Source organism: Providencia sp. SP181 (assembly GCF_050446505.1).
Classification (GTDB): domain Bacteria; phylum Pseudomonadota; class Gammaproteobacteria; order Enterobacterales; family Enterobacteriaceae; genus Providencia; species Providencia vermicola.
Map to the genome: position 1 here is coordinate 98,179 of NZ_JBBPXM010000001.1, position 18,571 is coordinate 116,749.

15 protein-coding genes are annotated in these 18,571 nt (G+C 36.8%); 8 read left to right on the plus strand and 7 right to left on the minus strand.

The genetic code is table 11. The annotated features are described in order from the left end of the window. Window positions 1-477 precede the first annotated feature (477 nt). Together AABS66_RS00410 and ydeE are read left to right on the plus strand one after the other, a co-directional pair. Window positions 478-1,635, plus strand: a complete 1,158-nt coding sequence (locus AABS66_RS00410; protein WP_371007174.1) for an iron-containing alcohol dehydrogenase — start codon at window positions 478-480, stop codon at window positions 1,633-1,635. Between the two features lie 311 nt (window positions 1,636-1,946). Further along, on the plus strand, window positions 1,947-3,137 hold the full coding sequence (gene ydeE / locus AABS66_RS00415) for an efflux MFS transporter YdeE (RefSeq protein WP_349415145.1): 1,191 nt from the start codon (window positions 1,947-1,949) through the stop codon (window positions 3,135-3,137). A 34-nt stretch (window positions 3,138-3,171) separates the two neighbouring features. Here ydeE and AABS66_RS00420 read toward each other — a convergent pair whose 3' ends face one another. Continuing rightward, entirely contained in the window at window positions 3,172-4,317 is a 1,146-nt protein-coding gene (locus tag AABS66_RS00420) for an MFS transporter (protein WP_206086000.1), read from the minus strand. Window positions 4,318-4,853: 536 nt separating this feature from the next. Between AABS66_RS00420 and AABS66_RS00425 the strand changes: the two genes are divergently transcribed. Further along, a complete protein-coding gene (locus AABS66_RS00425) occupies window positions 4,854-6,095 on the plus strand; it encodes an MFS transporter (protein WP_206084371.1) in 1,242 nt (413 codons plus the stop codon). Between the two features lie 59 nt (window positions 6,096-6,154). On the opposite strand, the gene AABS66_RS00430 is transcribed toward AABS66_RS00425, so the two are convergent. The 4 genes from AABS66_RS00430 to AABS66_RS00445 all read right to left on the minus strand — a co-directional run bounded on the left by AABS66_RS00430 (window position 6,155) and on the right by AABS66_RS00445 (window position 11,708). After that, window positions 6,155-7,561 carry a PLP-dependent aminotransferase family protein gene (locus AABS66_RS00430; protein ID WP_206084369.1) on the minus strand — a complete coding sequence of 469 codons (1,407 nt, stop codon included), beginning with the start codon at window positions 7,559-7,561 and terminating at the stop codon, window positions 6,155-6,157. Window positions 7,562-8,061: 500 nt separating this feature from the next. Beyond that, window positions 8,062-9,144, minus strand: a complete 1,083-nt coding sequence (ada, locus tag AABS66_RS00435) for a bifunctional DNA-binding transcriptional regulator/O6-methylguanine-DNA methyltransferase Ada (RefSeq protein ID WP_272573612.1) — start codon at window positions 9,142-9,144, stop codon at window positions 8,062-8,064. An 86-nt stretch (window positions 9,145-9,230) separates the two neighbouring features. Continuing rightward, complete coding sequence (locus AABS66_RS00440; RefSeq protein ID WP_272538431.1) at window positions 9,231-10,445, minus strand: MFS transporter; 1,215 nt, start codon at window positions 10,443-10,445, stop codon at window positions 9,231-9,233. An 84-nt stretch (window positions 10,446-10,529) separates the two neighbouring features. Continuing rightward, the gene (locus AABS66_RS00445; protein WP_206084363.1) at window positions 10,530-11,708 is read right to left on the minus strand and encodes an MFS transporter; all 1,179 of its coding nucleotides are present in this window, start codon (window positions 11,706-11,708) and stop codon (window positions 10,530-10,532) included. A 116-nt stretch (window positions 11,709-11,824) separates the two neighbouring features. On the opposite strand from AABS66_RS00445, the gene AABS66_RS00450 reads away from it, so the two are divergent. Then, the gene (locus AABS66_RS00450; RefSeq protein WP_430224427.1) at window positions 11,825-12,724 is read left to right on the plus strand and encodes a LysR substrate-binding domain-containing protein; all 900 of its coding nucleotides are present in this window, start codon (window positions 11,825-11,827) and stop codon (window positions 12,722-12,724) included. Here AABS66_RS00450 and AABS66_RS00455 read toward each other — a convergent pair. Then, a complete protein-coding gene (locus AABS66_RS00455; RefSeq protein WP_206084359.1) occupies window positions 12,721-13,572 on the minus strand; it encodes a helix-turn-helix domain-containing protein in 852 nt (283 codons plus the stop codon). The genes AABS66_RS00450 and AABS66_RS00455 overlap by 4 nt on opposite strands. Before the next feature lie 144 nt (window positions 13,573-13,716). Here AABS66_RS00455 and AABS66_RS00460 point away from each other — a divergent pair, with 144 nt between their 5' ends. The 4 genes from AABS66_RS00460 to AABS66_RS00475 all read left to right on the plus strand — a co-directional run bounded on the left by AABS66_RS00460 (window position 13,717) and on the right by AABS66_RS00475 (window position 17,522). Continuing rightward, window positions 13,717-14,259 carry a GNAT family N-acetyltransferase gene (locus AABS66_RS00460; protein WP_272538433.1) on the plus strand — a complete coding sequence of 181 codons (543 nt, stop codon included), beginning with the start codon at window positions 13,717-13,719 and terminating at the stop codon, window positions 14,257-14,259. A gap of 168 nt (window positions 14,260-14,427) precedes the next feature. Beyond that, window positions 14,428-15,855, plus strand: coding sequence for a Na+/H+ antiporter NhaC family protein (locus tag AABS66_RS00465; RefSeq protein WP_430224428.1), 1,428 nt, complete (start codon window positions 14,428-14,430; stop codon window positions 15,853-15,855). 16 nt (window positions 15,856-15,871) lie between these two features. Next, on the plus strand, window positions 15,872-16,858 hold the full coding sequence (locus AABS66_RS00470; RefSeq protein ID WP_206084348.1) for a D-cysteine desulfhydrase: 987 nt from the start codon (window positions 15,872-15,874) through the stop codon (window positions 16,856-16,858). A gap of 142 nt (window positions 16,859-17,000) precedes the next feature. Next, window positions 17,001-17,522 carry a GNAT family N-acetyltransferase gene (locus AABS66_RS00475; protein WP_430224429.1) on the plus strand — a complete coding sequence of 174 codons (522 nt, stop codon included), beginning with the start codon at window positions 17,001-17,003 and terminating at the stop codon, window positions 17,520-17,522. Between the two features lie 51 nt (window positions 17,523-17,573). Here AABS66_RS00475 and AABS66_RS00480 read toward each other — a convergent pair whose 3' ends face one another. Beyond that, the gene (locus AABS66_RS00480) at window positions 17,574-18,488 is read right to left on the minus strand and encodes a DMT family transporter (protein ID WP_206084346.1); all 915 of its coding nucleotides are present in this window, start codon (window positions 18,486-18,488) and stop codon (window positions 17,574-17,576) included. Window positions 18,489-18,571 lie beyond the last annotated feature (83 nt).

Below are 18,571 nucleotides of genomic sequence, written 5' to 3' on the forward strand. Positions count from 1 at the left end.
TTTCATCCACTAATAATCCATTAGCGCCATTGCTTATCAATACGTCATCACCACCTAATAAGTTTATTTAACTTTGCTTGGCGTACAAAACATTATATTCATATTGAGAACCATTATTTTCTTATATTCTACCTATAGTTATTGCTTTTAATTGATTAACCTCGTCCATTAGGTTAACCCATGAGTCTATATTTAACGTTTCCTCTAATTACTCCCCTACTAATACTTTCATCTTAATTCCTTTTATTTAGTTGTGGAATCTTAAAGATAGCAAACAATAATTTACTAATGTGCCTTTTCTTTACTTTCAGGAGTAAATATTATAACAATGTAATTACTTAACTAAAAAATAATATACCAAAGCCATCAAATTGATAAACTCTAATATTATTAGAAGTTATACTATTTCTTGTTAATCTATCAAGCACGGTAACTTTTTGCCGTTTAACCAAGAAATTTTTCTATTAAGGCTTATATATGAATAACTTTGAGTTTTATAACCCGACACGCATCGTTTTTGGGGATGGAAAGATAAGTGAATTAGGCAGATTGATCCCTGAAAGTGCAAAAGTTCTCATTTTATTTGGCGGTGAAAGCGCACGTAAAACGGGCACATTAGATGAGGTTGAACGCGCTTTAGGTTCAAGACATTTTTCACTTTTTGGTGGGATAGAAGCTAATCCGCGCTATGAAACTCTCATCAAAGCGGTTGATAAAATAGAAAAGGAAGGCTTTGATTTTTTACTCGCTGTTGGCGGCGGCTCAGTGATTGATGGCGTAAAATTTGTTGCTGCGGCAGTTAACTATCCTGGTGACAAATGGGAAGTTGTTACAAAGGGCGGTACAACAATTCAAACTGCATTACCCTTTGGGACTGTATTAACCCTCCCCGCAACTGGCTCAGAAATGAATAAAGGCTCCGTAATTACACGTGAAGAATTACAGTCTAAGTTAGCCTTTATGAGTGATAAGGTTTTTCCACAGTTTTCAATTCTTGACCCAGTGAAAACCTACACACTCCCACCTCGCCAAATTAGTAATGGTGTAGTTGATGCATTCGTTCATGTTATTGAACAGTATTTAACCTATCCTGTGAATGCCTATGTTCAAGATTCTTTCGCAGAAGGTTTATTGAGAACGCTCATAGAAATTGGCCCTAAAGCGCTCGAAACCCCAAGAGATTATGACATCCGTGCAAATTTAATGTGGACAGCGACGTTAGCACTCAATGGCTTAATTGGTGTCGGTGTTCCACAAGATTGGTCTACTCACATGTTAGGCCATGAAATTACTGTGCTTTATGGTTTAGATCACGCACAAACACTCGCAATCGTGCTGCCATCAATGTTGCTTGAGAAATTGCCACAAAAACAAACAAAATTGGCACAATACGCTGAACGAGTGTGGGGGATCACAAACGGGAACGACCAAGAGAAAGCATTAAAATCGATTGAGTTAACCCGTCAGTTTTTCGAAGCCATGAATGTAGGCACACATTTTAGTGATTATCAGCTTTCATCCGATGTTATTGAGCCCCTAGTAAAAAGTTTAGAAGCACATAATATGGTTGAATTAGGCGAGCACAAAGACATCACCCTTGATGTAAGTCGTCGTGTCTATACTGCGGCACTGTAAGTTTAATGCCCGTTGATTAAATAGAGAGGTGTAGTTATACATCTTTCTATTTAAAAACAAGAAGAGCCTACCTAAATTATTCCCCCGACTTTAGTGCGATTTATTCTCAGCATATAACGTTTAATACGGTTTAACTGATTTCATATTACAATATATTTAATCGATAATGGCAGATTGATCTCCTCAAAATATTGTTTTCTATTTAGCGCATTATTGTCCGTTTCTCATCGCACTGATTTTATGTATTTTATTACAATATCTTTTAGTTGAAACAAACAGTTAACAATAATAAAAATCCTAGGTCGTGTGTTATGTCAGCGAAATTCAGTATATCTAACAGTGCGTTACTTGCATCGTCTTTACTTCTGACCATTGGCCGTGGGGCAACACTACCATTTATGGCCATTTACCTAACCCGAGAGTATCAAATGGCAATTGATACTGTTGGGGTAGCTATGTCATTGGCGATGGTTGTTGGTGTGCTATTTAGCATGGCTTTTGGTATGCTCGCCGATAGGGTTGACAAAAAACGGTGCATGCTACTTGCTATAGTTGCATTTATTGGCGGATTCATTGCTATTCCCCTCTCCAATAATGCCATTTTAGTGATCATATTTTTCTCCTTGATCAATTGTTCTTATTCTGTTTTTTCTACTGTTCTTAAAGCTTATTTTGCAGATACTCTGACCTTATCGTTAAAAGCTAAAGTCTTTTCCTTAAATTATACTTTTATCAATATCGGATGGACGATCGGTCCGCCTATTGGAACTTGGCTGTTAATGTACAGTATCAATTTGCCATTTTATTTGGCCGCTATCTCGGCAGCCTTCCCGATATTTTTCATTCAGCGATTTGTTCAAAGTATAAAACCTGCACAGCATCAGGATGGCGGTAAACGACCATGGAACCCAGCTGTAATGCTACATGACCGTGTACTTGCTTGGTTTATTTTATCAACATTCTTAGGGTCATTAGTTTTTGGGACGTTTACCACTTGGATTTCTCAATATGTTATTACGGTAGCAAATAGCGATTTTGCACAAGTCGTTATCGGCGTCATACTCCCTGTGAATGCGGTCGTTGTGGTAACGTTGCAATACACTGTCGGAAAACGGATCACCCCAGACAATTTGAAAAAGTTAATGACGTTAGGAAGTTTATTTTTCTTACTGGGTTTAGCCACTTTCATGTTTGCAGCAGAAAATCTCTATATTTGGGCTATTGGTGCTTTTCTTTTCACTTTAGGGGAACTGATTTATGCTCCAGGTGAATACATGTTGATTGATAGCATTGCCCCTGAAGGTATGAAAGCAAGTTATTTTTCAGCTCAATCGTTAGGTTTATTAGGTGGTGCTTTTAACCCAATGATGACTGGCGTAATTTTAACTGAATTGCCCGCTTATTTTATCTTTATTATCTTGATGATAATTACTTTTTTAGCTTGGCTATCCATGTTAAATGGAATGAGATTGCGGCAAAACCAGTTGGATCATGTAGCCTAATCACTATCCTTGCTGCTTATCAGCAAGGATACTGCTATCTCATTGCTACTTTTACTCTTGTAATAAAAAATATTACTATACTAAATAATAGACTAATTAATATGGTAGACGTTAAAACACGGCCTTCAGAAATCAACCAAGAAAAAAGTGGGATAGCCAATAACAACACAATATTATTAAAGCTTTCTGAAATTGATAATATCAAACCTTTATTATTCACATTTAGTCTGGCAAGTAACGAAGTGCTGATAGGTGAAATTAAACCTAATAGTACGCCAAATCCAAACAAACAAAAACAATCACCTATTAATGTTAACCAATCACTAATAAAGAGAAGAATAATCATGAATAAAAGCCTAATTATTGCTAGCACCAGTGATAGTTCGGAAACCTTGTATGAAACGACTTTTGCAACAATACTATTACCTATTATTAAACCAATTCCAAATAACCCCATTAAACTACCAGTCATCGCACTGTTAAATTGATACCTGCTTCGTAATATTTCACCTGCCAGTAGAAATAGGCAAACAGTAATACCATTCCAAATTCCTTTAGCAATAATAAATTTACTGATCATTCCCTGCTTAAAAATATTGAATGAGCCTTGTTTTACCGTTGACGAAGCAACAGACGGCAAAACCTTAATGGAAATAAACAACACCAAAAGCCCTCCGACTGCCATAAATATAAATGGCATTCTCCATGAAAAATACTGTGTCATTACCCCTGCAAGAATTGGCCCTGTAATAATACCAAGCGTCATTCCCAGCATGACATATCCCATTGCAATGGCCTGTTTGTTTTCATCGATGACATCAGAAATAAAAGCAAACGTAATCGGCACTAAGGCAGCGGAAGCAACGCCACCAAAAACACGTAAAATAAGAGCTATCAAAAGATTAGGAGCAAACGTTATTGCAATACTATCAATTGAGATAAATAACATCGCAACGAGTAACATTTTGCGCTTATCCATTTTATCCGAAAAGAACCCGACAACAGGCGCAGCTAGCGCATATGAGAATGCATAAGCGGATATTAACCATGAAATCTGTAATGCTTGTACATTAAAAGCATTCGCTAATGGAAACATTATTGCGGAAAGCATAAATTCAGTTGCACCAACAAGGTATACCGATATTGCTAATACAAATAGTAAACAACGATGTGAAGTCATAGCATACTCTTTTAAGATTTTAAGTTAAAAAATAAGTTAGGCTTCAGAGAAGAGCCATTGTGGGATTATTAGATGATGATTTGATGAATGAAAAATATTTTAATAGGTAAGAGGTGTAACACTGAAATTGAATATCTGGGGGAATAAAAGAAACCAAGGAAAACAGAGGGGAGAAAGTAATAGAAATGTTTACTGATTAAACACTAAAATTGATTTTATTGCAATAGCAGATTAAAACATTGAGCATTAATAAACTATTCTTAATAGATTCTATATTTTATCTTTCGTTCACAGACACAATTGTACGACTTAGATGTAACAAGTTAAGTATTAATAGCGATTAAAAATCGACCATCTGCCTAACTAATTCATAAATAGCCATCTTTACATCAATAAACTGAGCAATACACTATCTTATAATGCAAAAACAATAATCAGATAAACGCATCTATTGTTGATTATGAAAAAAATGACATCAATCAGTTAAATTAACAATTGCATTTAAATATGTTTAGGTTAAATCAAGGTGTGCAGGCATGAGTATTACAACTCGATTAAAAATAGTTTCTTTCTTGCAATTCTTTATCTGGGGCTCATGGCTTGTCACGTTTGCCTCATACCTTTTTAATACACTCCATTTAAAGGGCGGTGAAATAGGATTAATATTCAGTACATTAGGAATATCTGCGTTATGTTCACCCATTATCATCGGGTTTATTGCCGATAAAATTAATAATAGAAAGTTAGTTTATGTTTCTACTCATTTTCTTTCTGCAATTTTTTTAATCGTCATGGCGCATAGTGATACAATCACTCTTTTATTTATTGCTACATTAATTCATTTAATGTTTTACATGCCAACCATTTCAATTTGTAATAGTATTGTGTTTGAAATGTTAGGTACACGAAAATTAGATTCAGAGATTCATTTTCCAAAAATCAGAGTTTATGGAACTGTCGGATTTATTGTCGCAATGTGGACAATTAGTTTATTAAAACTAGAAATGAGTTATTACCAGTTATATGTAGGGGCTGCCGCCTCAGTTGCTCTAGGTCTATTTTCTATATTTTTCATTACTACTAATAGTATCAATACTAAAAAAGCTGAGACATCTAACTTTAGTTGTCATAATATTATCTTGCTTTTTAAAAAAGGAAGAGTGGCAGTTTTTTTATTCTTTGCCATGCTATTAGGCTCTGTATTACAAATAACCAACACATTTGGTGTTCCATTTTTACAGGATATGGCATTAGCCCCCGAAGCCAGAGGCTCTATTTTCTCTGAATACCCCACTATCTTCTTGTCTATTTCACAATTTTCTGAAATTATTTTTATCTTATTGCTGCCTATTTTATTAAAAAGATTCAAAATCGAAACTATCTTACTTCTTAGCATGATTGCATGGATTTTACGATTAGGTTTATTTGCTTATGGTGATTTCACGGCAATAGGCACACTGGCCCTCTTCTTATCTATGATTGTATATGGTTGTGCATTTGATTTCTTTAATATCGCTGGCGCATTATTTTTGGAAAAAGAAATTGCCCCAGAATTTCGCTCCACTGCTCAGGGCGTTTTCACCACACTCGTTAATGGGTTTGGTACATTCTTAGGGGCGGTATTATGTGGCTGGGTTATTGAGCTCAATACCATTAATGGCGTTGTCGACTGGAAAACTTTCTGGATGGCCTTTACAGGGTATACAGCTGGTTTTACGCTTTTATATCTGATTTATATGTTAATCACTAAAAACCGTAAAACACAAATTGCTAGCTGACTAATCGTTTATTACCCCCCTATCTTACATAAGTTTAAGTCATAGGGGGGAGCACCAAATTATACACTTGTGACCTTTAATGCCTCACCCAAAATTTTAATCGCATTTCGCCTCCTCGCGATCAAAGGTAGCGCATAATTCACCCTCAAATGGTTAGAAAAGCAGTCACCTGTAGAAAAATGTTCTCCTGTTAATACTGTGACTTTATTGCGATGCAAAATATCCCGTAATTTACGGTTATCTACGGGTAAATGTTCCACCCAAAGTGAAAAACCGCCTTGTGGCCTCGATATTCGGGTATTTGCAGGGAAATGTGTTTCCACTAATTCCTTATATTGGCACTGAAGCTCACTGTAATGTTGACGCATTCGGCGTAAATGCAAAAAATAATGCCCTTCCTTTAGGAAATTAGCCATCACTTGTTGCATAAAAATTTCACCAGAACAATGGGATAAGTATTTTAAATGCAAAACTTTTTCTTTATATTTACCTGGAATTATCCAACCAGTACGTGTTCCTGGAGCAACCGTTTTCGAAAATGAACTACATAAAATTACATGCCCATTTCGATCCAGTGATTGAATCGTTGACGGCCGTGGGTATTGATACGCCAAACTCGCTAAACAATCATTTTCAATGACGGTTCCTTGATATTTTTCAACAATTTCGAGTAAACGCCGCTTGTTACTATCAGGCATAATACAACCCATCGGGTTATTACACGTTGGTGTCACCACCACTGCTTTCACATTCCAACACTCAAAAGCCTCTTCTAGCCTTTCAAGGTTTATACCTGTTTCAGGATCAATAGGAATTTCAATTATTTTTCTTCCTAAACCATACAATGTCTGTAATAGCCCTGGAAAAGTTGGCGACTCGACTGCAACAACATCATTCCCTTGTGTGCAAGCTTGCAAGGCAATAGATAACGATTGATGGCCACTTGTTGTCGTGACAACATCATCAGGCGTAAAAAGGTGGCGATCATCTGAAATTAAATAAATTTGTTCTCTTAATGCAGCAAGCCCTTGTAAATTATCATATTCAAGTGTCAGTGATTGCTTTCTACGTGTTACCATTGTCATTTCTTGCCACAATGGATCTAAACTTTTATCTTCAATATTTGGCACGGCACAAGACAAAGATGTTACACCTTCTCGTTCAGCAACACGTAAAAAATCCATGGTCGGATTCCATTGTGCGATCTGAACAGGTTTTTGAATATAATTCGCGACTTTCGGTAATAAAGATTCCGTTTTTTCGGGGATCACAAAGTACCCAGATTTAGGTACCGCATAAATGAGCTGCAGCCTTTCAAGTTCACGATAAGCAAGTTGCGCCGTGGTAATACTGACATCATGAGCTCTCCCAATGTCCCTCACTGATGGCAGCTTTTCACCACTAAGAAACTCTCCGCGCTTAATTTTTTCTTGCAACATTTGTGCAATTTGTTTGTACAGTAACACAGCAAAACCCTTTTCATTTTCCCCGTATGAATAATGTAATACAAAAATTAGTGCTTTTGATCTGTATTTTGCAAAAAATCATATCTGTCACTTTTTTATATTTTTCCTCCATGTAATTCTTAATAAAAATGAGCAGAACATTAGGATTACTTATGGAATATGAAAAAAACGTAAGGGGTAAACCATACCAAAAGTTTATCTTATTACAGCCAATATTATGGTTATTTAAAAAACTAAATATGTTTATCAAAAAGAAAAGATATGAAAAATATAAAGGGCAAAAAATATAAATCAGCCATCCACCATGTAAAGAATCTTGTTATCAAATTGATTTTTAAAGGATATAAAATGGGGGCCTCACATTTTAATAAATAAAGATTATATTTATCTCTGTTATGAACAACTAAATGAGAGAATAAGAAAATATTAATATCGATTATGAATAATTTATTAAGGTGCTCCTTAATAAACTCGATTATTAACTTTGCACTTTAATCGAGTTACTCGCTGATTTTGGTTAAACTACCTTGTGCCTCTTTTAATAATAAGGCCTGTTTACGATCGATACCCCAGCGATAACCTGATAGTTCGCCATTATTTCTCACCACTCGGTGGCAAGGAATAGCCACCGCTAGCATATTTGCCCCACATGCACTCGCGACTGCTCTAACCGCTTTAGGGTTCCCTATTTTTTTTGCTATATCACTGTAGCTAACCGTTTTTCCAACAGGAATATCACGCAAGGCTTGCCATACACGCTGTTGGAATACAGTTCCTTGAATATCAAGCGGCAAATTAAAACCAATCTCTGGTGCTTCAATAAAACCAACAACGTCAGCAATAACTTGTTCGAAGTTGATATCACCACCGATTAATTCAGCATTTGGAAATTTATCTTGTAAATCATTAAGTAACTTTTCAGGATCGTCCCCAAGTAAAATTGCACATACGCCGATCAGACTTTGTGCAACCAATACTGTTCCTAATGAACATAAAGCAAGTGCAAAATAAATTTTGCTACCATTTCCACCTGATTTCCAAGCTCGTGGCGTCATGCCTAATCGCTGTGTTGATGTTTCATAAAAACGGCTATTTGATTGATACCCTGCATCATAAATTGCATCAGTAATACGCTCTTGTTCTTGCAGTTGAGCCTGCAATTTTTTATGCCGAAAAGCGTCCGCATAAGCTTTTGGCGTTAACCCCGTTTGTGATTTAAATAATCGATGAAAATGGTAACGACTGATCCCGACATAATCTGCCAATTCGGCCAGCGTTAACGACTGGCTATTTTGCTCAATATAACGGCAAGCTTTTTCTATTTTCTGTTTATAAAATTGTGTTAATTGCGTTGCCTCTGTACGATGTCGTTTTCCTTGGCGATAACCTTGTGCAATCGCTTGGGCTTCATTATCAAAAAATTCAATATTTTCTCGTTTAGGCAAGCGCCCAGCCGCAGATGGATGGTTGTAAATAAGTGACGTTTTTACACCATAAACAAAATGGCCATCCGCTGTTTTATTTCTTTCAACAACTGCTTGCCAGCGCTGTTCTGGTGTTTTCCATATGTTTTTAATCGTCATGATAATGTCCTTTCCTAATTTAATAACGTCATTATGACGGATAAGCAACATAAAGAATCTCCGCAGCTTGCTTTTTAATTATGACATCAGCTGCTTATTGCAGGCATGGCTTTTAATGCCCGAACAGGTGACTGACTAATAATCCCTAATTGGATAGCAAAGAAAAAAACAGCTGCCCATAAACAATATTCTACACCCGATAATGTAGCAATAATTGCGGCTATGGCTGACCCCAATGGCCTAGCACCAAATGAAGTCGTTAACATCAATGCAGAAACGCGCCCAATCAGCAAATTGGGGGTCACCGACTGGCGTAATGAAACTGTGGATATCGTCCAAATAATTGGTCCAGCACCAAATAAAAAATAAGCAAAGCAAACTAAGTAAAATGATGAATTCCAGACAGTAAATAGCAAGGTTGTCGCACCGAATAAACCACAAACAGGCCCAAATATTACCAAAGTCCCATAGCTAAACTGCAAAGATAAGTGGCGTAGACCAAGTGCGCCAACAATCATTCCTATTCCGTAAACTGAAATCGCAATACCAATTTGCTGTGCTGAAAGTTGTAATACTGTCACTGCATATGCCGTAAAAACTCCCTGAATAATAAACCAGGCTGTATTAAAAAATAATGCCGTCAATAAAATAGGCTTTAAATACGGATTATGGAAAATATAGTCAGCACCTTCTTTTAATTGTTTTAATAGTGATGTTGAAACTAGCGTTTTCTTGTGCTCTTTGGGCAATTGAAAAATTAAAATTAAAGCAATCACCGATAAAATAATGGCGAAACTGTAGGCAGATGACGCACCAATATAACCAACCAGTACACCACCTAGCGCAGGTCCCGCCGTATAAGATAAACTTCGAGCAAGTTCAATCCATCGATTCGCATTAATTAGGTGGTCTTTAGGGATCACGGCTGGAATATAGGCTGAAGTAGCAACACTGTAGATTACCGTACCAACAGCGCCAATAAATCCAAACAAAATTAATAATGCGAATGAAAGCAGCTTTGAAAATAATAACGCAAAAATCATTCCTAAAACGGCAATACGTATCGCTTCAGAGCATATCATTAGGTTGCGAGCACTATGTCGATCGGCAACAATACCAATAAATGGTGACACAATAAGAAAAGGCAATGTCTGCAACATTTGTAGCCAAGCTGTGTCACTGGCAGAGGCGTTTAGTATCAGTACAGCAACAAGAGGTGTTACCGCTAAAGCAATTTGCTCTGACATTTGAGCAAATAAATTTGAATAGGCAACTTTGCTAAAAATTTTATCTGAATTCATGTTTGGCCTTTCTTATTTGTTGAAGATTTTCTTCTACATTAAAGAAAGACCTTATATTTCGACTTTCCGTTTATTGCTTTTCGATTAGCCACAAACAATCTCAGTCTCAACTTTCGTATCAGATTTTTTGCGAAAAATAACAAGAATGACAACAATACCTAAAACAGCAACGAAAGTACCCATAAAACTAATCATTGAATAACTATAGCCATAGGATAATACCGCCCCACCAATCGCTGCACCAATCGCATTACCTAAGTTAAATGCACCAATATTAACGGAGGAAGCTAACGCCTGTGCACCTGTAGCTGCATTCATCACTAAAATTTGTATTGGTGGGACAATACCAAAACTAAAAATACTCCAGAACAATAAACCTAACCCTGCACCAACAGCATTAGTCGCTATGAATGGGAATATTGCCATACTTAACGCTAACATTAAGAAAAAGATGATCAGCGTGCCGAATAATGATTTATCTGCAAATAAACCACCTAAATAGTTACCCATTGTGAAACCCGCACCGATAATCACTAACATGATGGTAATCATTTGATCGGAAGCATCGATGAAATCCATCAGCATCGGAGTAATATAGGTATATAGGGTAAACATTGCACTTGCTCCTAATACTGTCGATAACATGCCTAACATCACTTGTGGTCGTCGTAAAATACGTAATTCGTTTTTAACGTTAACGTCTCGCCCTTGAAGGTTGTTGGGTAAAGCCCAAATTAAACTCGCAATGGTTAATAATCCAAGTGCGGCGATTAAATAAAATGCCTCCCGCCATCCCACGACTTGGGTTAATTTGGTCATGAGCGGAACACCACCAATATTGGCAATAGTTAATCCCATAAACATGGCTGCAATTGCACTAGCTTGCTTACTCGGTGGAACAACACTCGCGGCCACAATGGCCCCTAACCCAAAAAATGCACCATGGTTTAAGCTAGTAATAAAACGTGAAATTGATAAGGTCACCAAATCGGGAGACATTGCTGAAAGTAAATTTCCTACCGTAAAAATAGACATTAAGAATACCAATGCCACTTTCGGTTTTCTCTTCACCAGTAATAATGTCATGATTGGAGCACCTATCATCACACCAAGGGCATAAATAACAACTATTGACCCAACGGATGGAATATCAACCTGAATATTATCAGCAATATAAGGTAACATTCCCATTGGGGAAAATTCAGTTGCTCCAATAGCAAAAGCGCCTACTGCTAGTGCCAACAGTGCAGTGTTAATTCTCATTTTTTCAGCCTTATTGAAATAAATTATTAACATTTATTAATGGGCTGAATTTTTCCATATTGAAAGCCAATGAAAAAGACGCTAAGGTGAAAATAACTTTTGCTGGAAATGCAATAATGAAAATAACCTTTGAAGAACTTCAAGCTTTTATCAGTGTCGTTGACTCTGGTTCTATTACTTCAGCTGCCGAACAATTAAACATGACCATTTCAACGGTAAGCCGGGCATTACTTAGGCTTGAAGAAAAAATGGATACAACGTTACTTTACCGAACAACACGTTCGATCAAGCTCAGTGATGAAGGCACCGCATTTTTGCAAAAAGCGCGAGAGATTATTGATCTCGCTCACGAGGCAGAAGAAATGCTATCTGTCCGCCAAGCCATCCCTTCCGGTAAGCTACGTATTGATGCCTCAACCCCTTTTTTGACACATGTAATTGCCCCGCTGATCCCGTTATTCCATGAGCGTTACCCACAAGTTGAACTTGAAATTCATAATTATGAAGGTGTCACTAATTTATTAGAAAATCGAATTGATGTGGCTTTTCGCATTGGCGTACTAAAAGACTCATCACTCAATGCCACCTTATTAGGTTTTAGTCAAAAGCGATTAGTAGCCAGCCCTGCTTATTTAGCAAAGTATGGTGTGCCACAAAATAGCAACGAATTAAAAAAACACTGTTTACTGGGCTTTACTCAACCCGACTCACTGAATATTTGGCCCGTAAAAAATGCAAATGAAGATTTACTTAAAATTAAACCCAATATTGCAGGGACAAGTGGTGAAGTCTTATTCCACCTCGCAATGCAAGGCGCTGGAATTTTATGCTCTGCCGATTTTGTAACCATGGACGCATTTGCCAGTGGTCAATTGGTGCAAGTTTTAGAAAAAGAAACCGTAGTTATTCGCCAACCCATTAATGCCGTTTATTACCGAAACCAAGCGGTATCACCTCGCCTACGGTGTTTTATTGATTTTATAAAGAAATATTCAACCAAAATAGAGCCTCTCTAGCTTTTCCCCGTTTTAAACCTTACTCCTTTTTTAAATTCTGTCAGCGTTATTCCTGTATGCCGTTTAAAGTAACGACATAAATACGAGGTATCTTCGAAATTAACTTCATCTGCTATTTCCTTTATTGATAATTTACCAATCTCGAGTAATGCTTTTATTTCTAAAATAACTTGTCTATCTATCAACGCCTTTGGTGGATCATTAAAAAAGCTTTGGCTAATTTTTGATAAATAAAATGGGGTTATCGATAATCTTTCAGCATAAAATTTAACCTCTTTATGCTGTTTACAATGCCGTGTGATTAAGCCCCAAAAACGCCAACAAAGTTGCTCTTGTCTATTTCGTTTTTCAGGTTTAACTAAAATCGTTTTAGCACCATTACTGATTTCCAAAAACAAATTTTGCAAATGGTTTTTCAATTGTAATTGCCAATATTCTCCACGTTCAATCGCTATTGAAAACATGATTTTTTTCCAATAATCAAACAACTCATGCTTTTCTATAGGGATTTGAATAATAGGATAGTCATTAAAAAATGCAAATAACTGTTGAGGCAGCGAATAAGCAATAGAGGTGGCAAGTTTTTTATCAATTAACAAATATTCAAGGTTAAAACATCGTGATTTTGCTTGTAGCATGGCAAAGGTATCATCATATAAAACAATCAGGTCATTTTTTTGTACTCGGTACTGTCTAAAATTAATATTAAAAATCGCGCAGCCTTGCAAACAAATGCAAACTGTTACGTATGATGAAGATAATTGTTTTTTCTGCATTTTATCCATATTGGTCACGCCAATGCGGAGCGCTTCTGGAATATTAATCAAACATGTTTGTATGCTTAACATCACGTTTGTCCCTCTTAGCAAACAGTGCCTCAGTCCACAATGGTTGTCATAAGTACCTAAAATGGGCAACTTTACCTCTTAAATATTACTCATTAATACCTAAAATACACGCATTAATTACTTCCATCATTAAGAGGAAAACAGATGGTACTTTATACAGAACGACTGATTTTACGTCCATGGCAAGAAACGGATGCTGAAGATCTATATTTTTATGCAAAAGACGAAAGAATAGGCCCAGTTGCTGGTTGGCCTGCACATCAAAGCGTTGAAGAAAGTCGTATGATTATTAAAGAGATTTTCATGCGCGATGAAGTTTATGCCGTTACTTTAAAAGAAGACAAGCGCGCAATTGGCCTAATCGGATTATCTTTAAGCCATGAAAGTAATTTCCCTATAGGGGATAATGATGCTGAAGTCAGCTATTGGATCGGCGTACCATTTTGGGGTAAAGGATTGATACCTGAATCTATTAAAGAAATTATTCGCCATGGATTCATAGACCTAAAATTAGATAATCTATGGTGTGGCTATTTTCAAGGCAATGATCAATCAAAAATTGCACAAGAAAAATGTGGTTTTAAATATTACAAAACCTTGGCACCTCAATTTATTAAGTTAATTGGCGAAACAAAAACTGAAGAAATAAGCCGACTTACAAAACAAGAATGGCTTTCATTACTGTAATGTTTAAGAGAATAAGGCCATCTTACTGAATGCCTTATTCTTTTTTATTGTCACAACACATTTCTAAACGCACAAACATATTCTACCCTTTACCAATTAATGCTATGATTTTTCGATAATTATAAAGTCAAAAATTTAAATTTTTATATAGGATTAACAGGTAAACACATGCACGACTATGGTATTTGGACAGTAATCACCCCTATTGTGACAATTATATTGGCAATACTCACCCGCCAAGTAATGCTTTCCCTAATGTTAGGAATACTTGTAGGTTTTACGGTTATTAATGATCACAACGTTCTTTTAGGTGTTAAAGGCACCGTTGATGGTATTATTAACACCTTTTCATCCGCAGGAAATACTCGCACTATTGTTTTTATGGTGATGATTGGTGGAATTATGCGGTTGGTTGTTGTTACTGGGGGTGTTAGAGCCCTCGTTCAATTATTGACAAATAAAACTCGGTTAATCAAAAACCGTACAGCAACACAATTACTGGCTATTGTGATTACCTCCCTCATATTTATTGAAAGCTCCATTAACCAATTAGTTGCAGGTGCTTCTACCAAAAATTTGGCACGTCAATATGGCGTCGCACCAGAAAAAATGTCTTATCTAATTCAAACTGCATGCGTTTCGGTTTGTTCTTCCGCCATTATTAATGGCTGGGGAGCCGTTATCATGGGATTAATTGGCGTACAAATTTCACAAGGGTTAATTACAGGTGAGCCTTTTGATATTTTAATTACCTCTATTGGTTATAACCTGATGGCTTGGTTATCCCTCGGTACGATTTTAATCTATGTCTTCACGAATTTTTCATGGGGACCGATGAAAAAAGCGGAAGACAAGTATCAACATGCGTTTATTGCTGGAAATATTTCAACATCTAATGTTCAAGACAATGAAGAAGAGATTATCAATCATCCAAATGCTCACTCTTCGCTAAATTTCTTTATTCCTATTTTATCCACTGTATTAATGGTGCCTATCGCTCTTTATATCACTGGTGATGGCGATTTCAGTAAAGGTAGTGGCTCAACCTCTGTTTACTGGGGAGTAATGTTTGGTACTACTGTGTCATTTTGTTGGTTCATTGGTCGTCGTCTATTAAATATCGATAGTTTTTTTAAAGAGTTATTTATTGGTTATGCCAACATGCTAAAAATAAGCTCTATTATGATTTTGGCATTCTTAATGGGCGATGTTTCTGCTGAACTCAATACCGGTGCTTATATTGCTGAAGTTACCCAAGGGGTAATGGCACCTGGTTTTTCCATTGGCTTTATTTTTATTATTAGCGCAATTATGTCGTTAGCAACAGGTACATCGTGGGGAACATTTGCAATTATGATCCCAATTGGTGTGCAATTAGGCTTATCAGTAGGAATGCCTGTAGAGTATATGATTGGCGCTGCGATTTCAGGCTCAATATTTGGTGATATGACGTCGCCTATTTCTGCAGATGCTATTGTGGCTTCGATGGCAACAGACTGTGAGCATATTGAACATATTCGCACACAAATGCCTTATGCATTAGTGACGGCCAGTGTCGTGCTTGCTATTTACCTTTATCTTGGTTTTACCCACTAATTACACGGAAATTTAGATGTCAATTCAACAAACACTACGCCAATTTGAAAAAGTTGATTTATTAAAAACCTCAACACCACTTCATCGTCTTGATAACTTGTCGAAAAGGTTTGGCCGTGAAATTTATATTAAGCGTGATGACATGACCCCTCTCGCTATGGGTGGGAATAAATTACGTAAGCTTGAATTTCTTATGGCAGATGCACTAGCAAAAAATGCAAAGATTATTGTTACTGCGGGTGCAATTCAATCAAACCACGTTAGACAAACCGCGGCAGTTGCTGCTATGTATGGTTTGGAATGTGTGGCCTTATTAGAAAATCCAATTCAAAGCAATGACACAAATTTCCTGCATAATGGTAATAAGTTATTGACGGATTTATTTGGTGCGCGCTGTGTTATGTGCGATGAATTAACTGATCCACAAGCCCAAATGGAAGAACTCATTACATCACAGTCACTTCGTGATGCCTATATTGTGCCTGTTGGTGGCTCTAATGCTTTAGGCGCATTAGGTTATATTCAATGTGCAGTAGAAATTGCTGGGCAGAAACCAGAAAACATTGAGTTTGATAAAGTCATCGTTGCCTCAGGTAGTGCTGGCACACATGCAGGTCTTGCTATTGGATTAAAAGAATTGTTACCTCGAAGCCAAGTCATTGGAGTGACAGTCTCAAGAAAGCAGCAAGACCAAGCCCCTAAAGTTGAAAAGCTACAGAATGAATTAGCCCAGCTATTAGCCTTGAATCAAGTGCCTGACGTCATTTTATGGGATAGCTTTTTTGCTCCCATGTACGGGATGCCTAACCAGCAAGGTCTTGCAGCGATTGCACTTCTTGCTCAGCAAGAAGGCATATTACTGGACCCTGTATATACTGGAAAAGCTATGGCGGGTTTAATTGACTATTTAGAAAACTCAGCCGAAAAAACACCTGTGTTGTTTGTTCATACTGGCGGTGCACAAGCCTTGTTTGCTTATGCAGATATTAGCCAAACAATTTAATCGCTCCAGTTTATCCCCAAGGGCATTTTTGCCCTTTTCTTTTACCTAATATTTTCATTATATTCTTTGTATCAAAAATCCTCTGATAAGCTCATTTTTATTAATGGATATCAATCCACCTAGTAGACATAGAGACAGCGCAATGACACCAATGCCTATCACACTCAAATTAGCCAGTGAACAAGATACATTAACCCTCCATGAAATTGGTATGCAAAGCTATATGCACCATTTTGCGGTGCTCTGGAATAATAAAGATGAGTTATTTGAATACTTAAATCGGGAATACAGTGCTGATAAAATCATCCATGATATTAGCCAGACAAACATAGAGTGGTATGTTATTGAATCCGAGTTTCCTATAGGGTTAGTGAAGCTCACACATCAAGAAAAAATACCCGATACTCAAGTCGTTGGAACGTTATTAAATAAACTCTATTTTTTACCCTCAGCGACAGGAAAAGGTTATGGGAAATTAACCTTCAAACTGATTGAAAATATAGCCATAAATAAAGGCTCTAACGCACTCTGGTTAGATGTGCTTGCCAGTAATTCTCGGGCAATCCAGTTATACCAATCGAATGGGCTGCAAATCTTCAAGGAAATTTTATTTAAAAGTAAATCCCAACAAACCCTTGAGTACATTATGTACAAAACTCTTTAGTTTAGAATATAAAATCAGTTGCTCTACACATACTGGCGAGCAACTCAGTTTTTACTGTTTCTTATTCGTTATCATTATCCCCAGTATGATGAATACCCCACCAATGATAATCATTGAACTCATTTTTTCATTAAGAAAAAGCGTACCAATAATAACAGCACTTAACGGATTAAGCGCAATGAATGATCCTGCTCCCGCAGCCCCTAGCTGTGCAACACCTTGGTAATACCATACATAAGCAATAGCCGACCCTAAGACACCTAAATAACTTAAACTGATTAAGTCGCCCACAGATAACAAAGACAGCGCCCCAAAATTCATTTCTTGTGTATAAACAGATGTAAGGACTAATAAGATAGTGCCAAACAAAACCGCATAAGTCACAGTATGTAATGCCCCTATTTCTTGGATAACGTTTTTACCTGCGACGGTATATATCCCCCAGCTAATCACACAACCTAAAATAGCTAAATCACCGCTACTGACCACAACCCCATCTGAGTCTGGTGTTTTATCAGACAATAAGATAATTGCACCTATTACGCAAAAACTGATTCCAATGCCTTTTTTAATTGAAATTTTCTCTTTCCATAGAATAAATGAAATTAATGCAATCATTGCAGGGTTAATTGCGACTAATAAAGCGGCTCGTGACGCAGGAATAATTTGTAACCCATAGAAAAATAAAATTTGATAAATAAATACCCCACTCGCCCCCAACACTATAATTTGGCAAAATTGCTTCACTGAAATGCGTTTCCAACCAATACGGCCAATAAACAAAACTAAAATTAATGAAAGGCTAGCAAAAAGAAAACGTAATGTTGCAGACAATAAAGGGGAGATCTCAGGTTGGATAACTCTACCTGCAATAAATGTACCTCCCCAAATAACTGAAACAAACACCATTTGAATGACAATAATATTTAGTGAGCGCTTTTTTGCTATCGTTACTGTGTTTTGCATTTTGTTCTCTCAGCGATAAAGATAAATCTTGTTAATTTCTTTCCCACTGATAAGCTAACCCTAATCTAACATCATAAACTAAT